The sequence below is a fragment of the Micromonospora sp. CPCC 206061 genome (assembly GCF_036906915.1).
Classification (GTDB): domain Bacteria; phylum Actinomycetota; class Actinomycetes; order Mycobacteriales; family Micromonosporaceae; genus Phytohabitans.
On record NZ_JBAKHX010000116.1, the window covers coordinates 1 to 17,705 of the forward strand.

Sequence of the window (17,705 nt, forward strand, 5' to 3'; positions counted from 1 at the left end):
TTCGTGAACAGCTTCGCCAGCTCCGCCTCCTCCGGCTCCAACGGCACGATCTGATCCGTCAGGCTGCGGAAGAACTTCTCGGCGCGGGCGGTCACCTCCGGGGTACGCGCGGCGACGATCTGCGGGAGGTCGAACAGCTCGGTCAGCGCCTTGCCCTCGGCGATCCGCTCGGGGCAGAACGCCACGTCGACCGCCAATCCCTTGCCGGAAAGCAACTTCTCCGTCAGGGCGGTCACCCCGGGGTACACGGTGCTGCGCAGGATCACGAGCTGCCCAGGCACGAGGTGGTCGACGCACTTCTCCAGCGCGCGCGGCACCGCACCGAGGTCGGGGTTTAGGTGCTCGTCTACCGGAGTACCCACGACAACGACGAGATGCTCGGCGGTGCTCACGCTCGCCGGGTCGGTGGTCGCGACGAGCCGCCCGGCGGAAGTCACCTCCGCCAGGAGCGGGTCGGCGCCCTCCTCAGCGAACGGCATCACCCCGGCGTTGACGGTGTCGACGGCGGCGGCGTTGATGTCGTACAGCGTCACGCTGAGCCCGCGGGACGCGAGCGCGATGCCGAGCGGCAGGCCCACGCGGCCGCAGCCCCCGATGATTACCGCGTCCCGCCGAAACTGATGTGCCTGCACAGCGATGCCTCCCGGTCCAGCGAACTGCTAGATGTTATTGACCGGTCGCGGCCTGGGCGTTTCCTGTGTCTGGAACGTGACACGGGGTGGCGACGGGTGGCCGAGGCCTGTCACCCGACCACCCGATGGCGTACCAACGTCAACGCTGCTGCTGGCGCGGCACGACCACTTCTCGCAGGATCAACTGGATGGCCGCGACCGCCGGAATGGCCACCAGCGCGCCGATCACACCGAAGAGGGCAACGCCCAGCAGCGCGGCCACGATCGCGGCCACGTCGCTGACCTCCACCGAGCGGCGCATCACCTTCGGGTAGATCAGGTAGTTCTCCACCTGCTGGTACACGATGAAGAAGACGGCGCAGGCGATGCCGACGGGCAGCGATTCGGCGAACCCGACGATGCTCACCACGACCGCGCCGATGGTCGCGCCGATCTGCGGGATCAGGTCGCAGACCGCGACCACCACGGCCAGCGCGAACGGGTACGCCACCCCGAGGATGATCAGGAAGATGTACGTGCTGACGCCGGCGACGACCGCGATCGCGATTGCGCCGACCATGTACGCGCCGACCTTGCTCAGGATCTCGTCCGTGATCAGCTCCACGCGCTGTCGCCGGGACGCTGGCACGAGCTGGTAGGCCCCGCCCTTGATGCGGTCGAACGCGGCCATGAAGTAGATCGTCAGCACGAGCACGGTCAGCACCCGGAAGACGGTGCCGAAGAGGAACTGCGCGCCGCCGAGCACGCCGCCGAGCGCCTGGCTGATGGTGCCCGCGTTGACGGCGTTCTGGACCTTGTCGATGACGTCGTATCGCTCGTTCAGATCGTTGATCGTCGCGTTGTTCTTGAGATCCTCGATGTACTGCGGGAGCTTGTCGGCGAATTCTGTGGACTGCGTCACCACCGGCGGCACCAGGGCGAAGAGCCCGCCACACAGCAGGAGCAGCAGGCCGAACGTCACGGCGGTCACGGCCACGCCACGCGGCAGCCCGAAGCGCCGCAGCCGCTCGACGGCCGGGTTCAGGCCGATCGCGAGGAAGAGCGCGACGAAGATCAGGATGAGGACACCGGCCGCGTTCTGGATGGCCAGGTAAGCCGTGTACGCCAGCAGCGCGCCCAGCCCGCCGATGAACCCGATCAGGAACGGGTTGCGGCGCAGCGGACGCCCCGGCTGACCGAAGCGCCCATCAGATGGCGGCACCGGCTCTTCGTCGGGCCCGGGGGCCGGCTCAGGCTCGGGCTCGCCGTCGACAGCGGCCCGCTCTTCGTCCGACACCGCACAATCCTCCCCACCGTGTGATCAGCCAACGGCAGGGTAGCGGGTATCTTCCACGCGCGCGCCGCGCGTCAGTCGGTCTCTGCGCCGACCTTCTGCGGCTCGTCCTTTTCCGAGGGGGCGGCGTCCGAGGAGGCAAGCGTGTCGTTGGGCGGGGAGGATGCCTCCTCTGCCCGCTTGGCCTGGTTACGCGCCTCGAGGGCTTCTCGCTCGGCCTCCTCCGCCGTGCGCTGCACCTCCGCGAGCCGCTTCCGTTCCGTCGCGAGCTGCTGCTGTACCTCCGAGAGACCCCGCCGGAACTGGTCGGCCTGTTGCCGCGTCGCTACCGTCTGCTTGCGCAGCTCGGCAAGGGCCTGCTGAGCCTGCGCGACCTGCTGCTGTACCTCCGCAAGGAGCTGGCCCGCCGCGGCGGTCTCCTGCTGGGTCGCCGCAAGGTGCTGCTGCGTGGCGGCGAGGTGCCCCTGCGCGGTGGCGGCCTGCTCCTCCGACTGCCGGCGTACCGTCTCCGCCTGCTCCTCCGCCTCCTCCAGCAGAGCGATCACCTGCTGCTCTACCTGCGCGCGGAGCTCGGCTGCGTACCGTTCGGCCTCGCTGCGCGCGGCGGTAACCTCCTGCTCGACGGTCGCGCGCCACTGGCCCACTTCGTGTTCGGTGGTGGCGCGGCGCTCGGTCAGCTCGCGGTCGATGACGGCCCGCCGCTCGGCGATCTCCTGCTCGACGCTGGCCCGCCACTGCGCAAGCTCCTGCTGCGCCTGCGCCCGAGTGGACTGCACGTACGCGCCCGTCTCGGCCTGCGCCTTCTCGACAAGTTCCTTGGCGTGCGCCGTGGCCCGCTGTACCTCTTGCTGTGCCTCGGCCTTCGCGGCTTCGGCTTCGGCGCGGATGCGGGCGGCGTCTTCGTGCGCGGCGGCGAGGGCGGCATCGGCGGCGGCCTGGCGCTCCGCAGCGGCCTTCTCCTCGTCGGTGCGGCGCGCGGCCAGCGCGATCTCGAAGTCGCGCACGGCTTCGGCTGCCTGTGCCCGCGCCTCCGCGATGATCCGTTCGGCCTCGACGCGGTGGTCGGCTATTTCCTGACTGGCACTCGCACGGATGTCCTCGGCCTGCTCTTCGGCGAGGGCGAGGATCTGCTCGACGCGCCGGCCGAGGTGACGAAACGACACCTGGTCGATGCCGCCGGCCTGGCGGCGCACGTTCTGCACCTCGGCCTGCAACTGCTCGATCTGGCCGCCGAGGTGTTGGATCTGCGTGTACGCCTGTTCACGCTCGGTAGTGAGGGTGGCTATTTCGCTCTCCGCGCGGGCGACGTATCGGTCGACCTGGCTTTTTGCGTACCCCCGCATCGCCGACTCGAAGGTCGGTTCGGAAGCGACGTGTTCTCCAAGACCGAAGAGTTCTCCGCCATGCGACATGTTCCTTATCCTCACACGCCTCGCTGAGTAGTGCCTGGATACACACCATTTGGCGGAACATCGACCGATGGCCCTGCTAGCCGGCCCCAGCCCCCGAAGGTGCCGGGAGCCGATACACCAGGGCCTGAGCACGCCGATGCCGGCCGCACCGGTATTCCGGTGCGGCCGGCCATCAGTCGCATGTGCCCCGCGAGTTCAGCCTTCCCAGTGGTGGTCAGCTCGACGAGCTGGCCGTCACCTCGTCCTTGTCGGACTTGGCGGTCTCGGACTTGGCAGCCGGCGGTGCCGTCGGCACGATGCCGGCCAGGCCGGACAGCATCTGGCCGAGCTGGGCGGTGACGGCGTCCTTCTGACGGGTGAGGTCTTCGACCTCGCGCCGCGCGGCCTGCGTGGTCAGCTCGGCCTCGGTGCGGGACTCGGTGACCAGGCGGTGCGCCTCGGCGCGCGCCTCGTTGACCGTCTTCTCCGACAGCGCCTTGGCCTTCTCGACCGTCTCGGTGGCGTTGCGCTCGGACTCGATGCGGCGGGCCTCGGCGCGCTGCTCGATCTCCTTGGCGCGGTCTTCGGCGGCGCGGGCGCGCTCCTCGGCCTCGGCGACCAGCTTCTGCGTCTGGGCGACCTGGGCGGCGTGCCGCTCGGACTCCTCGCGCTCGGCCTTCTCGCGGCGCTCGGCCAGCTCGAGGGCGAGGGACTGGAGGTCCTTGTCGCGCTTGTCGCGGGCGTCGGTCAGCAGCTTGGTGGCCTCGGCGCGCTTCTCCTCGGCTTCCCGGGCGGCCTTGGCGCGGAGCTGGGTGATCTCCCGCTCGGCGGTCGCCCGCAGCGTCGCGACCTCGCGCTCCACCGTGGACTTCAGCTCGGCCACCTCGTGCGCTGTGACGGCGCGGAGCTGCTTGGTCTCGCGGTCGGCGTCGGCGCGCAGCGTGTCGGCCTCGCGGCGGGCCTGCACGCGTACCTCAGCGGCCTCCCGCTCGGAGGCGGTGCGGATGCTGCCGGCCTCGCGCTCGGCGGTGGCCTTCATGGCCGCGGCCTCGGCGCGCGCCTTGTCCGTGATCTCCCGGGCCTCCAGGCGGGCGGCGGAGAGGATGCCCTCCGACTCGCGCTTCGCCTCACCCCGGTGGTCGTTGGCCTGCTCCTCGGCGAGGCGCAGGATCTGCTCGACCCGCGTACCGAGACCCGACAGGGTCGGCCGGTTGTTCTCTTCGAGCTGCTTGTTGGTATCGGTGAGCTTCTGCTCGAGGGAGTTGAGGCGCTGCTCGGCCTGGCGCAGGCGACGCTGTGCGTCGTTCATGCGCTGCTCGGCTTCGCCACGGGCCTGCTCGGACTGGGTCAGAGCGGCGCTGAGCCTGCCGACGAAGTCGTCGACCTGCCCACGGTCGTAACCCCGGAGGACGACGGTGAAGTCGTGCTGGGAGTTCGCGTTCTCGAAGAACGCAAGGGAGGACTGCTGTTGCTGCTGGGGCATTGGCACATACTGGCAGACTGCCGGGGGTACTGCGCAAGAGCGTACGGTACATGTCGCTCGCCATTGTCAAGGTCAAGTTGTGCGGGTAGGCGCCGGTATGTACCCGCGGTAATCACGATGCGGGTACATACCGATCTTGCGTCGTATGGAATGCGCCGCACGCCGGCCACCGACGAACCGGTTGATCCGCCGGTGCTGCCAGCCTTTCGGATGAATCTGGGGCTGACGCTCAGTGACCACGGAATCGGTTGATGGCGGGTTCGTGTCGTTCGCGGAGCGCGCGGTCGCGTACGCCGAGACCGTCGACCGGCGCGAGGCAGCGCACGCCGACCTTGCCCTGATGCGCGTTGCGGTGTACGTCGTACGCGGCCTGGCCGGTCTGCTCCAACGGATACGTGCGTGACACCGTCGGGTGAATGCGGCCCAGCGCGATGAGGCGGTTGGCCTCCCACGCCTCGCGATAGTTCGCGAAGTGACTGCCGATGATGCGTTTGACGTTCATCCACAGGTACCGGTTGTCGAACTGGTGCATGAAGCCGCTGGTGGACGCGCAGGTGACGATCGTGCCACCGCGCTTTGCGACGTACACGCTCGCGCCGAACGTCTCCCGTCCGGGGTGCTCGAAGACGATGTCGGGGTCTTCGCCGCCGGTCAGCTCGCGGATGCGCGCGCCGAACCGCCGCCACTCGCCGGTGTCCTGGGCCTGCTCGTCCTTCCAGAAGGTGAATTCGGTGCGGTCGATGACCAGTTCCGCGCCCATCTGCCGGCACAGCTCGGCCTTCTCCGGTGACGACACCACGCAGATCGGTATCGCGCCGCCATGCAGGGCGAGCTGGGTGGCGTATCCACCGAGGCCGCCGGAGGCGCCCCAGATCAGCACCACGTCGCCCTGCTTCATGGCTGCGCCGTGGTGCGAGACGAGCTGCCGGTACGCGGTGGAGTTGACGAGGCCGGGGCTGGCCGCCTCTTCCCAGGACAGGTGCGCCGGCTTGGGCATGAGCTGGTTGGACTTGACGACAGCGATCTCGGCCAACCCGCCGAAGTTGGTCTCGAAGCCCCAGATCCGCTGCTGCGGGTCGAGCAGCGTGTCGTCGTGGCCGGCGGGGTCTTCCAACTCGACCGAGAGGCAGTGCGCGACCACCTCGTCGCCGGGCTTCCACTTCGTCACGCCGGCACCGACCCGCAGCACCACGCCGGCGGCGTCCGAGCCGACGATGTGATGCGGCAGGTCGTGCCGGCGGGTCAGTTCCGAGAGCTTCCCGTACTTCTTGAGGAACGAAAACGTGGACACAGGCTCGAAGATGCTCGTCCAGACGGTGTTGTAGTTGATGGCGCTCGCCATCACCGCCACCAGCGCCTCGCCCGGGCCTAGCTCCGGGGTCGGCACCTGGAGCACGTGCAGCGACTTGCGGGGGTCCTTCTCCCGGGTGGCCATGCCGTCGAACATGTCGACCTCGTCGGCGCGGACCACCACCCCGCGGTAGCTCTCCGGCACCGGCAGCCCGGCCACCGCGGCCAGCTCTTTTGCCGGTTCGGTGGCCCCTTCTGCCGCCATGATCGCATCGAGGATGTCCTGCACCGCGCCCACCTCCTTGTGATGAGGATGGAGGTTACTTAACGGTAACTAAACGCGGTACCCGTTTGTGAAGAACTGCATTGATCAGTGCTGCACCAACTCCACGAGGACGCCTCCGGCGTCTTTGGGGTGCACGAAGTTGACCTGCGAGCCGGCGGTGCCCCGCTTCGGCTCGTCGTACAGCATCCGCATGCCGCGCTCGCGCAGCGCGGCGCTCGCCGCGACGACGTCGGTCACCGTGTATGCCACCTGCTGCACGCCCGGACCGCTTCGGTCGAGGAACTTGGCGATCGTCGAGGTCGCCGACAGTGGCGCCAGCAACTGCACGCACCCGCCCTCCACGGACGGCCCGACGGCCATCATCGCCTCGCGTACGCCCTGCTCCTCGTTGACCTCCTGATGCACGCAGCGCATCCCGAAGACGCGTTCGTAGAACTCGATCGCCTTGTCGAGGTCGGGCACAGCGACACCGACGTGATCGATGCGTACGAGTCCGATACCTGTGACAAAGTCCGCAGTCTGCTCGGCGGGGGAGTGGTCGGCCATGGCGTTAGTCTGCACTAAATAGTCGTTAAGTTGGTGTCCGGGAGGGTCTCATGTCGGGCTCGGTGATCGTCGGCGGCGCGCGTACCCCGATGGGGCGGCTTCTGGGCAACCTGAAGGATTTCCCGGTCACCGAACTCGGCGGTTTCGCCATAAAGGCCGCGCTGGAACGCTCCGGAATCGCGCCCGAGCAGGTGCAGTACGTGATCATGGGGCAGGTGCTCCAGGCGGGCGCCGGCCAGATCCCCGCACGTCAAGCCGCCGCCAACGCGGGCATCCCGATGACCGTGCCCGCTCTGACCATCAACAAGGTCTGCCTCTCCGGGCTCGACGCGATCGCGCTGGCCGACCAGCTCATCCGCGCGGGTGAATTCGACATCGTCGTAGCGGGCGGGATGGAGTCGATGACGAACTCGCCGCACCTGCTCGTCGGGCAGCGGCAGGGTTACAAGTACGGCGATGTCGTGGTCAAGGACCACATGGCGCTCGACGGCCTCACCGACGCGTGGGACTGCTGCTCGATGGGCGAGTCGACCGAGCGGCACGGCGCCCGGCACGGAATCTCCCGCGAAGACCAGGACGCGTTCGCCGCGGCCAGCCACCAGCGGGCGGCCGCCGCGCAGAAGAACGGCATCTTCGCCGAGGAGATCGCGCCCATACAGGTGCCGCAGCGCCGTGGCGAGCCCGTCGTGGTGGCTGACGACGAGGGCATCCGCCCCGACACGACGGCGGAGTCGCTGGCCAAGCTGCGCCCGGCGTTCACCAAGGACGGCACCATCACCGCGGGCAGCTCCTCGCCGATCTCCGACGGCGCCGCCGCGGTCGTCGTGATGAGCAAGGCCAAGGCCGAGGAGCTCGGCCTGCGCTGGCTCGCCGAGATCCGTGCCCACGGCAACGTGGCCGGCCCCGACAACTCCCTGCACGCCCAGCCAGCCAACGCCATCGAGCACGCGCTCACCAAGGCCGGCCTGGCGGTCGCCGACCTCGACCTCATCGAGATCAACGAGGCTTTCGCGCAGGTCGGCATCCTGTCGGCCCGCCAGCTCGGTGTCAGCTCCGACATCGTCAACGTCAACGGCGGCGCGATCGCGCTCGGCCACCCGATCGGCATGTCCGGCGCGCGTCTCGTACTGTCGCTTGCCATGGAGCTCAAGCGGCGAGGCGGCGGCACCGGCGCGGCGGCCCTGTGTGGCGGCGGCGGGCAGGGCGACGCCCTCATCATTACGGCATGAGGCTTCCTACGGCATGAGGCGCAGTCGCGACGTATCCGAACTCGTCGCCGCGGCCCGCGAGGGGGATCCCCGCGCGGTCGCGCGGCTGATCACGCTCGTCGAGAGCGGTGATGATCTCGTACCGCAGATCGCCGCCACCCTCGCACCACACACAGGAAAGGCGCAGGTCATCGGTGTGACCGGCTCGCCCGGTGTGGGCAAGTCGACCACGACGACAGAGCTGGTGCGGCTGTTGCGGGCGCAGGGGCACCGGGTGGGCGTGCTCGCTGTCGACCCGTCGAGCCCGTTCACCGGCGGCTCGATCCTGGGCGACCGGGTCCGCATGCAGCAGCACGCCACCGACCCCGGCGTCTACATCCGCTCGATGTCGAGCCGTGGACACCTCGGTGGGCTCGCCGCGGCCACCCCGCAGGCGGTACGCGTGCTGGAGGGCGCCGGCTGCGACGTCGTGCTCGTCGAGACCGTCGGGGTCGGCCAGGCCGAGGTCGAGGTGGCGTCCCTCGCCGACACCACCGTCGTGCTGCTGGCGCCCGGCATGGGCGATGCCATCCAGGCCGTCAAGGCCGGCATCCTGGAGATCGCCGACGTGTTCGTGGTCAACAAGGCCGACCGCGACGGCGCCGACGCCACCTACCACGACATCCAAGGCATGATCGGGCTCGGCGAGCGCGGCCCTGGCGATTGGCGACCGCAGGTGGTGCGCGCGATCGCGTCCCGCGGCGAGGGCATCGACGACGTGGTCGCGGCCATCGACAAGCACCGCGCGTGGCTGGTCGAGCACGGCGAGCTGCGGCGCCGTCGCGAGGCGCGAGCGGCCGCCGAGATCGAGGCGATCGCGCTGGGCCACCTCCGCGAGCGCATGGGCTCGCTTCGCGCGGGTACGGCGTTGCCGGGTCTCGCCGCCGAGGTTGCCGCCGGCACCACCGACCCTTTCAAAGCGGCGGACACGCTCCTGCGCGATCTGAGCTAGTTGGCCCTCGCTCCGCTCGGGCGGCTCGCGCGCCTGAGAGCCGTCCTGCAGGCCCCAGGCGCCCTAGGCGCTTCGCGTCCTGCGCTTGGTGGGGTCTGCGGACGGCGGCGCGCTCACGTTAGTGTCGGGCTCATGGTCGTGGATGGGGTCTTCGTCGGGTACGGGGACGGCGAGCCAGTGTTGCGCGACGTGTCCGTGACCGTCGAGCCCGGGCAGGTGCTCGCCGTGACCGGGCCGTCCGGTGCGGGCAAGTCCACCCTGCTGTGGACGATGGCCGGGATCCTGCGGCCGTCGGCCGGCAAGGTGACCGTGGCCGGCGAGCCGCTGCGCGACCGCGACCACGCCGTGGCCCGCAAGGTCGTGCTGGTGCCGCAGGACAACGGGCTGGCCGCGATCCTCACCGCTGGCGAAAATCTCCAGGTCGCACTCATCGCTGTGGGCGTCACGCCGCCCGATGCCCGCCGGCTCACCGCCGAGTCCCTTGACCGGCTCGGGCTCGCCCAGCAGACCGACCAGCTCGTCGAGGAACTGTCCGGCGGCCAGCAGCAACGCACCGCGATCGCCCGGGGCCTAGCGCTCTCCGGCGACGTGCTGCTCGCCGACGAGGTGACCAGCGAGCTCGACGCGGCCAACCGGCAACGGGTACTCGATCTGCTGCAAGAGGAAGCGGCACGGGGCGCCGCGGTGGTCTTCGCCACCCACGACCCGGAGGCCGCCGCAGCCTGTGACCTGGAGCTTCATCTCGTCGACGGACAGGCTGAGCTGGTCCGCGCGGGGTGACGCGGTCGCACCGGGCAGGTACGCTCCGGGCCGTTGGCCTGCCAGCGTTCAGGGGGAGTGTTCATGACAGACGTAGCGGCGCACGTGCCCACCCAGCAGGATGTTGTCGATCCGCCGGTCTCCGATGTCGTTCTGGCGCCCACGCCGGTTCCCGTCACCGAGCAGGTGAGTGACGCCGTCGAGCGTGCCGCCGTCGCGTCTGGTCGCGTGGCCTCGCAGGTGGTCGAGCGGCTCCGCAACAACGCCGAGCTCGCCGCCGAGCGTGGCACCACGAAGATCGCCGACGAGGTCGTCGAAAAGATCGCCGGTATCGCCGCGCGCGACGTGCCGGGCGTCTACGACCTGGGCGGCGACGTCGCCCGCTTCTTCGCCAGCGTCAAGGAGCGCATCGGCCTCGGCGAGGCCGACGACGACGCCGACCGCGGCATGTCGGTCCGGCTGGAGGGCCGCAGCGCGGTCGTCAACATCACCCTTGTCATCGAGTACGGCTTCGTCGTGCATTCGGTCACCGAAGCAGTGCGCGCCAAGGTCATCAGCGCGGTCGAAAACCTGCTCGGCCTCGACGTCACCGAGGTCAACATCCTGGTCGACGACGTGCACGTCGAAGACACGGGCCCGGTGGGTGACGACGAGGCACGGGCTGCCGACTATCAATGAGTCGCCAGGGGTCCGGTTCGGCTTAGCGATCGTTAAACTGGCGGGATGAACGCCGAGGAGATCGCCGCCGGCCGGGCCCGTTGGCAGGCTCGGTACGACACGGCTCGCAAGCGTGACGCCGACTTCACCACCCTGTCCGGCACGGCCGTCGACCCCGTGTACGGCCCACCGCCCGGCGCCGACGTGCCCGGGTTCGAGCGGATCGGCTGGCCCGGCGAATACCCGTACACCCGTGGCCTGTACCCGACCGGCTACCGCGGGCGGACCTGGACGATCCGGCAGTTCGCCGGTTTCGGCAGCGCCCAGCAGACCAACGAGCGCTACAAGATGATCCTCGGCGCGGGCGGGGGTGGCCTGTCCGTCGCGTTCGACATGCCCACGCTGATGGGGCGCGACTCCGACGACTCCCAGTCGCTTGGCGAGGTCGGCCACTGCGGGGTGGCCATCGACTCGGCCACCGACATGGACGTCCTCTTCGACGGCATCGACCTGTCCGCCGTCACCACGAGCATGACCATTTCTGGTCCGGCGGTGCCGATCTTCTGCATGTACCTCGTGGCGGCCGAGCGGCAGGGTGCCGATCTGTCCACACTGGACGGTACGCTGCAGACCGACATCTTCAAGGAGTACATCGCGCAGAAGGAGTGGCTCTTCGATCCTGAGCCGCACCTGCGCCTCATCGGCGACCTGATGGAGTACTGCGCGCACCAGATCCCGCGGTACAAGCCGCTGTCGGTGTCCGGATACCACATCCGGGAGGCCGGCTCGACCGCCGCGCAGGAGCTGGCGTACACACTCGCCGACGGGTTCGGATACGTGGAGCTCGGGCTATCGCGCGGGCTCGACGTCAACAAGTTCGCGCCCGGACTGTCGTTCTTCTTCGACGCGCACCTCGACTTCTTCGAGGAGATCGCCAAGTTCCGCGCGGCCAGGCGGATCTGGGCCCGGTGGCTGCGTGACGTGTACGGCGCCACCGACGAACGGGCCTTGTGGCTGCGGTTCCACACCCAGACCGCGGGCGTCTCGCTGACGGCGCAGCAGCCGGTCAACAACGTCGTGCGTACGGCCGTCGAGGCGCTCGCCGCCGTGCTCGGCGGCACCAACTCGCTGCACACCAACGCACTCGACGAGACACTGGCGCTGCCCACCGACGAGTCCGCCGAGATCGCCCTGCGTACCCAGCAGGTGCTCATGGACGAGATCGGCGTGACCAACGTGGCCGATCCACTCGGCGGCTCCTGGTACGTCGAGGCGCTCACCGACCGGATCGAAGCCGAAGCCGAGGAGATCTTCGCCCGGATCACGGCGATGGGCTCCGATGGCACGATCACCTCCGGCATCCTGCGCGGCATCGAAGATGGCTGGTTCACCGGGCAGATCGCGGAGGCCGCGTTCACGTACCAGCAGGCGCTGGAGAAGGGCCTCAAGCACGTCGTCGGCGTCACCCGGCACACGTCGACCGTGACCCGGCCGCTGGAGATCCTGCGCATCTCCCACGAGGTCGAGCTGGAGCAGCGCGAGGTGCTGTCCGCCCGCCGCGCCGGCCGCGACAAGGCCGCCGTGGACGCGGCGCTGGCCCGGATGGTGGCGGCCGCCCGCAGCGACGAAAACATGATCCCCGCGATGCTCGACGCCGCCCGCGCGGAGGCCACGCTAGGCGAAATCTGCGACGCCCTACGCGCCGAATGGGGCGTCTACCACGAACCCGCCCGCTTCTAACCCCGCCCCGGGTGCCCCGTCCGTCGATCAGGGCGGCGGCTCCCTTGTCCGTCGATCGAGGGCAAACGCACGTGGTTCGATCTCTGATCCGCGTGTATTTGCCCTCGATCGATGCGAATGGCCTTGATCGCGGGGACGGCGCGGGCGCGGCGGCCATGGTAAGCAGGGAGTCGTGAGCGGACTGGCGGTCGCGTGTCGGCGCGTGGTGCACATCTATCGGGCCGAGGGCGGCGACGTGGTCGCGCTGTCCGGAGTCGACCTTTCCATCAACCCCGGCGAGATGCTGGCGCTGGTTGGCCCGTCCGGCTCCGGCAAATCCACCCTGGTGGCCCTGCTCGCCGGCCTCATGCGCCCGTCCGCCGGCCGCGTCAGCGTCGGCACGTACGAGCTCGGCAAGCTGACCGACGCCGAGATCTCCCGCCTGCGCGGCACCGAGATCGGCGTGGTACTCCAAGGCGCCGCGCGTAACCTCCTGCCGTACGCGACGCTGCACCGCAACATCTGGCTGGCCCAGCGCCGCGCCGCCCGCACCGCCGGCATCGAGCTCGACGACCCGGAGCGCATCCTCGACCTGGTCGGCCTGCGCGGCAAGGCCACCGCGAAGATCGACGACCTTCCGCCCGGCGCCCGGCAACGGGCCGCGCTCGCAGTGGGCATCGCAGCGTCGCCGGGCCTGCTGCTCGTCGACGAGCCGACCAGCCAGCTCGACACGCACGGACGCGACGAGGTCCTGGCCGCGCTGGAGACCGTCAACCAGGAACGCGGCACCACGATCGTGGTGGTCACCCACGACGCGGAGGTGGGCGCGCGGCTGGGCCGGGCGGTGACGATCCGCGATGGCCGGGTCGGCGCGGAGGGGCGCGGAGGGCAGGACTTCGCGGTGGTGGCCGGCGACGGCACGATCCAGCTTCCGCCGGAGGTGCTCGGCGAGTTCCCGCCCGGCACCCTCTTCACGGTCGACCACGTCGACGGCTCCGTCACCCTGGTGGTCGGCGACTCCCACTAGGGGCCTGTCGGCCGCGCTGATCAAGGGCTTTCGCATCGATCAAGGGCAAATGCACGTGGATGAGGGATCCAACCACGTGCATTCGCCCTTGATCGATGACACGGGACGGTGCGTCAGCACCAATACAAGTTCGAGTTGTTGCGCGTCACGTTCGACACCACGTTGCCGGTGCCTGTGCAGGGGCTCCACCGGATGTTGGTGTTGCTTACCGTCAGGTTCTGGAAGCGGATGTTGGATGACGGGGGGAACTCGGTGCGTGCCGCGATCCGCATCTCCCCGCCGCCGCTCACCGTGCCGGAGGCGCCTGCGAGCGTCACGTTGTAGCAGTTCTCGACGAGCACCGAGTTGTTGCCGGTGTTGGCGATGTCGATCCGGTCGATGACCGCGCCGCCGCTCTCGGAGACGCAGAAGATGCCCCGGCCGCCGCCGCGCGCCCGCACAGTGCCCACGCGGATGTTGGTCGGGTAGCTGCTGCCGATGCGCCCGTTGCGGTTGGCCATCCGGAACGCCGCGTACCCCGTGCCCGTGCCGGTGTTCTCCGCGTCGACGGTGCCCACCGTCGCGTTGATGGTGTCGTTGAGGAGCAGGCCGGAGTACCCGACGTTGCGCGTCGTGACGGTGCCGACGGTGAGCCCGTCCACCCCGTACGTCTCGACACCCTGGTTGGTGGCGCCCGAGATGTACACGTTGTCGATCCTGATGTTGCGGACCTTGACCGCGCGGTCGCCGCCGTGGTTGTCGATGCGGATGCCGAGCCCGCCGCTCACCTGCATGTTGATTTGGCCGAGCACCAGGTTGTTGACGTTGCGCATGAAGATTCCGTACAGCGGCGCGCCGCGCACGTTGAGCCAGCGGATCTCGATGTCGCGGGTGCCGCGCGAGTAGATCGGCGCGTTGTCGCCCGAGCCGGAGCCGGTGGCGGTGATGTTGCCGCAGACGTCGAGGATCGTGTAGCTGGGCACGGAGATCCGTGCTCCAGCGCTGATCGAGCCCGAACCCCGCACGACCACGGATTGCTTGGACGTGCGCCCGGCGCTGAGGCTGTTGAGCGCCGCCTGGACAGCGGCCCGCATGTCGGTGCCCGTGTAGACCGTGGTGTTGCCGTTGCGTGAGGTCCATGTGCTGCCGCTCAACACGGCCGAGGCGTTGAACGAGCCCTCGCCGCACGCGGCGGCGGACGCCTGCTGGATGCCGACCACGACGCCGGTGCCCACCAGCGCGGTCGTGGTGACGACCACGAGGCCGGTGCGCCAGCGGCGTCGAGGTTTTTGCGTGGGATTGGCCATGTGGGCAAGGTATAGAATCGTTTCAATCAAGTCAAGCACATCAATGGCTCGGGACATCGACCGCCACCAGACGTTGTTAGGGTGACCTGCATGTTGGGGGTGGTCATAGGCGCGATCCGCGCGCGCCGGGCGCAGGCGGCCACCCTTTTCGTGCTGACCGCGCTTGCCTTGATCGCCGCGACCGCCGCCCCGTGGTACGTCGTGGCGGCCGCCCGGTCGGTCACGCTCGCCGACGTGGCGGTCGCCCCGGCGAGCCAGCGCGTCGTGCTGGTGGCCGGCCGGGTCAGTCCCGGGCCGGGTGTTGTCGAACAGACCCGCGGCCAGGCCGGCGCGGTGTTCCCGATTGCCGGCACCGACAGCACCGTCTCGGTGCGCGTGCCAGGCCGTGCGGTCAACGCCGGCGCCGAGTCGGCGGTCGCCCTCGCCTACCGCGACAAGGTGTGCGACCACGTCGCGATCTCCGGCGCCTGCCCCTCCCGGCCCGGAGAGGCACTGCTCAGCGAGCAGGCGGCCGGCGTGCTCGGGGTGAGCACCGGTGACGAGGTCGACTTCGTGATCCCGGGTCGCCCCATCATGCGGCTGCGCATCGCCGGCACCTACCAGATGCTCGACCCGCTCGGCCCGTACTGGGCGGGCAACGTCCTCGGGCGCGGCTCCGGCTCCTCGTCGCTCAGCGGCGACCCGCTCTTCGCCACCGTCGAAACAGTCAACTCCACCGGCGCCAACGAGTTGTTCGCCGACTACCACCAGGTGCTCCCGCCCGAGGCATACCTCGGCATCGGCGGCTACGACCTGGGCGCCGAGATCGAGCGGAGGAGGGGCGCCTCCAGCGTCAACTGGCGAGTCGAAACCCGGGCCAACGCGCTCACCACGCGGGTCGCCCGCGAGCAGCGCCTGGTCAACCTCGGGGTCGGTGTCGCGGCGGCCCAGTTGCTCGTATTGTGCTGGTTCGCTCTCTTCTTCGCCGTGCGGCACACCGCCGAGCAGCGGCGCACCGACATCGGCCTGCTCAAGCTGCGCGGCAGCAACCGGTGGCGCGTCTGGTCGCTGACCGCACAGCAGAGCGTCCTGCCGATGGTCGCGGGCGCGATCGTCGGCGCGGCGGCCGGCCTCGGGCTCGCCCGGCTGCTCGGCGGTGAGCTGGGCGACCCCGACCGGGTCCGGCTCGCGGGCCTGATGTCGCTCGCGGCCGTGGGAGCCGCCGGGCTGGGGGCGCTCGCCGCGGCCGTCGCCGCCGACTGGCGGGGCATCGGTTCCGGCGTGATCGACCTGCTTCGCCACGTGCCGCCGCGCCGTCGCGGCTGGCGCGCCGGAGTGGTCGACCTGGTGATCGCGGTCGTCGCCGCTGCGGGCGTCTATCAGGCGTACGCGATCGACGCCGAGCCCGGCGAGGCCTCCGGGCTCGTGCTGATGGCGCCGGCCCTGGTCGCGCTCGCCGTCGCACTGCTGGCGGCCCGCGCGGTCAGCCCGCTCGCCGCGCGTGCCGCCCGCAAGGCGTTGCGCGCCGGCCGCCTGCCGCTCGCGCTCGCCGCGACCCACCTCGCCCGCCGGCCCGGCACTCACAGGGTGTTCGCGCTGCTCACGGTCGCCGTCGCGCTGCTCGCGAGCGCCGCCGGCGGGTGGTATTCGGGCGCCGCGGCGCGCGACGACCGCGCCACGCACGAGGTCGGCGCCGATCGGGTGCTGACCGTCAAGGCGCGCAGCCGCGCGCACCTGCTCGCCGCCGTGCGCGCCGCCGACCCGCAGGGCACGCACGCCATGGCCGTCGTCCGCAACAGGGCGGGCGAAGGCGGTCGGTGGGTGCTCGCCGTCGACAGCTCACGCTTCGCGCGGGTCGCCACCTGGCATGAGGCATACGCGGACACACCGTCCTCTGTGGCCCGATGGCTGAGGCCAGACGCCCCCGCGCCGGCGCGGCTTCGCGATGGCCCGCTCACGCTCGACGCGGCGCCGGTGGGCGAGGGCACGCCGCTGCTGGTACGTGCCCACCTTGTCACGGGTGCGGGCGAGCCGGTGTCGGTGCAGTTCGGGCCGCTGCGTGACGGACGCCAGCGGTACCAGATGGAGCTGGACGGCTGCGGCGGTGAGGGCGGCTGCCGGCTGGTGGGTCTCGAGATCGCCGCCGCCCGCGCGGCGGGTGCGCCGCCCCCGGACCGTGCCGTGCGGCTGCACGGCCTGGCGGGCACGGCCGGGCCGGTGGCCGAGCTGGCCGACCCGACGCGGTGGCGCACGGGTGTCAGGGCCGAGGTCGTCGGCCCCACGATCACCGGTGACGCGGGCGGGTTGTTGCTGACCATGCCGCCGGCCACGACCGACATGCGCGTGCAGGAGTCCGGCATGGCCTACCTGATCGACGCGCCGGTGCCGCTGCCGGTCGCGCACGTCGGCGTCGCGGTGGCCGACGGCCCGCCGGGTGACCCGCGGCTCGCGCTCTTCGGCAGCCTGCCGCTGCCGGTGCGGTTCACTGGCTACCAAGGGCTCGACGCGATGCCGCAGGCGCCGGGCCGCGCCTACCTGGTCGACCTGGAGTACGCCGACCGGGTCTGGCCCGAGGCCGGGCTGAACGACGAGACGCAGGTGTGGCTGGCCGAGGGCGCGCCGGCGAGCCTGCTCAACGGGCTACGCGAGCAGGGCCTGACCGTGCTCGCCGAAGACTCCATCGAGGCCGCCCGCGCCCGGTATGACGAGCAGGGCCCGCCGCTGGCGACGCGCTTCCAGCTGCTCGCCGGGGTGATCGGGCTGCTGCTGGCGGCCGGCGTGCTGACGGTGGCCGCGGCCGTCGAGCGCCCCGACCGCGCCGCCGAGCTGACCGCACTTCGCACGCAGGGCATGGATCTGCGGTCGGTGCGGCTGATCGGGTACGGCGGGTACGCCGCGCTGGCTGGTGCGTGCGTGGTGGTGGGCGTGGCGGCGACCGCGCTCGCGGGTGTGCTGCTGGAGGCGGCGATGCCGGTGTTCGTCGACAACTGGGGCGTGCTGCCGGTGCGCAGCGGGCCAGCCGCGGTGCCGCTCGTCGCGGCCGGACTGGCCGCCCTGGCGGTGCTCGGCGCGACCGGCGCGGTGGCCGCCGCCCACCTCGTGCGGGCGGTAAGAGGCGCGCCGCCGCCCGCAGACCGCACAAAGCGGAGGGAGCGCAGCGACCGGAGCGACTGCGGTC

Annotated in this window: 13 protein-coding genes and 1 pseudogene; 7 read left to right on the forward strand and 7 right to left on the reverse strand. The window is 70.5% G+C overall.

Annotated elements, in window-relative coordinates:
* From V6V89_RS38235 to mce, 6 genes and pseudogenes are all read right to left on the reverse strand, one after another.
* Window positions 1–632: pseudogene (locus tag V6V89_RS38235) on the reverse strand (nucleotide sugar dehydrogenase); the annotation flags it as partial.
* 139 nt (window positions 633–771) lie between these two features.
* Window positions 772–1,908 (reverse strand): AI-2E family transporter, encoded by a 1,137-nt coding sequence (locus tag V6V89_RS38240; RefSeq protein WP_442935300.1) that lies wholly within the window; start codon window positions 1,906–1,908, stop codon window positions 772–774.
* Window positions 1,909–1,979: 71 nt separating this feature from the next.
* Window positions 1,980–3,317, reverse strand: coding sequence for a Laminin subunit beta-1 (locus V6V89_RS38245; RefSeq protein ID WP_334624564.1), 1,338 nt, complete (start codon window positions 3,315–3,317; stop codon window positions 1,980–1,982).
* Between the two features lie 214 nt (window positions 3,318–3,531).
* Complete coding sequence (locus tag V6V89_RS38250) at window positions 3,532–4,779, reverse strand: DivIVA domain-containing protein (protein WP_334624565.1); 1,248 nt, start codon at window positions 4,777–4,779, stop codon at window positions 3,532–3,534.
* Window positions 4,780–5,008: 229 nt separating this feature from the next.
* Window positions 5,009–6,358 carry a crotonyl-CoA carboxylase/reductase gene (gene ccrA, locus V6V89_RS38255; protein ID WP_334624566.1) on the reverse strand — a complete coding sequence of 450 codons (1,350 nt, stop codon included), beginning with the start codon at window positions 6,356–6,358 and terminating at the stop codon, window positions 5,009–5,011.
* An 81-nt stretch (window positions 6,359–6,439) separates the two neighbouring features.
* Window positions 6,440–6,901: a methylmalonyl-CoA epimerase gene (mce, locus tag V6V89_RS38260; protein ID WP_334624567.1), complete on the reverse strand. Its 462-nt coding sequence runs from the start codon at window positions 6,899–6,901 to the stop codon at window positions 6,440–6,442.
* 50 nt (window positions 6,902–6,951) lie between these two features.
* Between mce and V6V89_RS38265 the strand changes: the two genes are divergently transcribed.
* From V6V89_RS38265 to V6V89_RS38290, 6 genes are all read left to right on the forward strand, one after another.
* Window positions 6,952–8,130 carry an acetyl-CoA C-acetyltransferase gene (locus tag V6V89_RS38265; protein WP_334624568.1) on the forward strand — a complete coding sequence of 393 codons (1,179 nt, stop codon included), beginning with the start codon at window positions 6,952–6,954 and terminating at the stop codon, window positions 8,128–8,130.
* A gap of 13 nt (window positions 8,131–8,143) precedes the next feature.
* Window positions 8,144–9,100, forward strand: a complete 957-nt coding sequence (gene meaB, locus V6V89_RS38270) for a methylmalonyl Co-A mutase-associated GTPase MeaB (protein WP_334624569.1) — start codon at window positions 8,144–8,146, stop codon at window positions 9,098–9,100.
* Between the two features lie 132 nt (window positions 9,101–9,232).
* Window positions 9,233–9,880 (forward strand): ATP-binding cassette domain-containing protein, encoded by a 648-nt coding sequence (locus V6V89_RS38275; protein WP_334624570.1) that lies wholly within the window; start codon window positions 9,233–9,235, stop codon window positions 9,878–9,880.
* 63 nt (window positions 9,881–9,943) lie between these two features.
* A complete protein-coding gene (locus tag V6V89_RS38280; RefSeq protein WP_334624571.1) occupies window positions 9,944–10,537 on the forward strand; it encodes an Asp23/Gls24 family envelope stress response protein in 594 nt (197 codons plus the stop codon).
* 45 nt (window positions 10,538–10,582) lie between these two features.
* Window positions 10,583–12,256 (forward strand): acyl-CoA mutase large subunit family protein, encoded by a 1,674-nt coding sequence (locus tag V6V89_RS38285; RefSeq protein WP_334624572.1) that lies wholly within the window; start codon window positions 10,583–10,585, stop codon window positions 12,254–12,256.
* 172 nt (window positions 12,257–12,428) lie between these two features.
* On the forward strand, window positions 12,429–13,262 hold the full coding sequence (locus V6V89_RS38290; protein WP_334624573.1) for an ABC transporter ATP-binding protein: 834 nt from the start codon (window positions 12,429–12,431) through the stop codon (window positions 13,260–13,262).
* 113 nt (window positions 13,263–13,375) lie between these two features.
* Here the strand turns inward: V6V89_RS38290 and V6V89_RS38295 are convergent, their stop codons facing one another.
* Window positions 13,376–14,548, reverse strand: a complete 1,173-nt coding sequence (locus V6V89_RS38295) for a hypothetical protein (RefSeq protein WP_334624574.1) — start codon at window positions 14,546–14,548, stop codon at window positions 13,376–13,378.
* A 90-nt stretch (window positions 14,549–14,638) separates the two neighbouring features.
* On the opposite strand from V6V89_RS38295, the gene V6V89_RS38300 reads away from it, so the two are divergent.
* Window positions 14,639–17,705, forward strand: a 3,067-nt coding sequence (locus tag V6V89_RS38300; protein ID WP_334624575.1) for an FtsX-like permease family protein, incomplete at its 3' end; no start/stop codon positions are given.

What these genes read in the sequence shown, in the direction of transcription:
- V6V89_RS38245 (WP_334624564.1), bottom strand. Translation starts at nt 3,317, where the DNA reads ATGTCGCATGGCGGAGAACTCTTCGGTCTTGGAGAACACGTCGCTTCC.
- V6V89_RS38250 (WP_334624565.1), bottom strand. Translation starts at nt 4,779, where the DNA reads ATGCCCCAGCAGCAACAGCAGTCCTCCCTTGCGTTCTTCGAGAACGCG.
- mce (WP_334624567.1), bottom strand. Translation starts at nt 6,901, where the DNA reads ATGGCCGACCACTCCCCCGCCGAGCAGACTGCGGACTTTGTCACAGGT.
- V6V89_RS38265 (WP_334624568.1), top strand. Translation starts at nt 6,952, where the DNA reads ATGTCGGGCTCGGTGATCGTCGGCGGCGCGCGTACCCCGATGGGGCGG.
- meaB (WP_334624569.1), top strand. Translation starts at nt 8,144, where the DNA reads ATGAGGCGCAGTCGCGACGTATCCGAACTCGTCGCCGCGGCCCGCGAG.
- V6V89_RS38275 (WP_334624570.1), top strand. Translation starts at nt 9,233, where the DNA reads ATGGTCGTGGATGGGGTCTTCGTCGGGTACGGGGACGGCGAGCCAGTG.
- V6V89_RS38280 (WP_334624571.1), top strand. Translation starts at nt 9,944, where the DNA reads ATGACAGACGTAGCGGCGCACGTGCCCACCCAGCAGGATGTTGTCGAT.
- V6V89_RS38285 (WP_334624572.1), top strand. Translation starts at nt 10,583, where the DNA reads ATGAACGCCGAGGAGATCGCCGCCGGCCGGGCCCGTTGGCAGGCTCGG.
- V6V89_RS38295 (WP_334624574.1), bottom strand. Translation starts at nt 14,548, where the DNA reads ATGGCCAATCCCACGCAAAAACCTCGACGCCGCTGGCGCACCGGCCTC.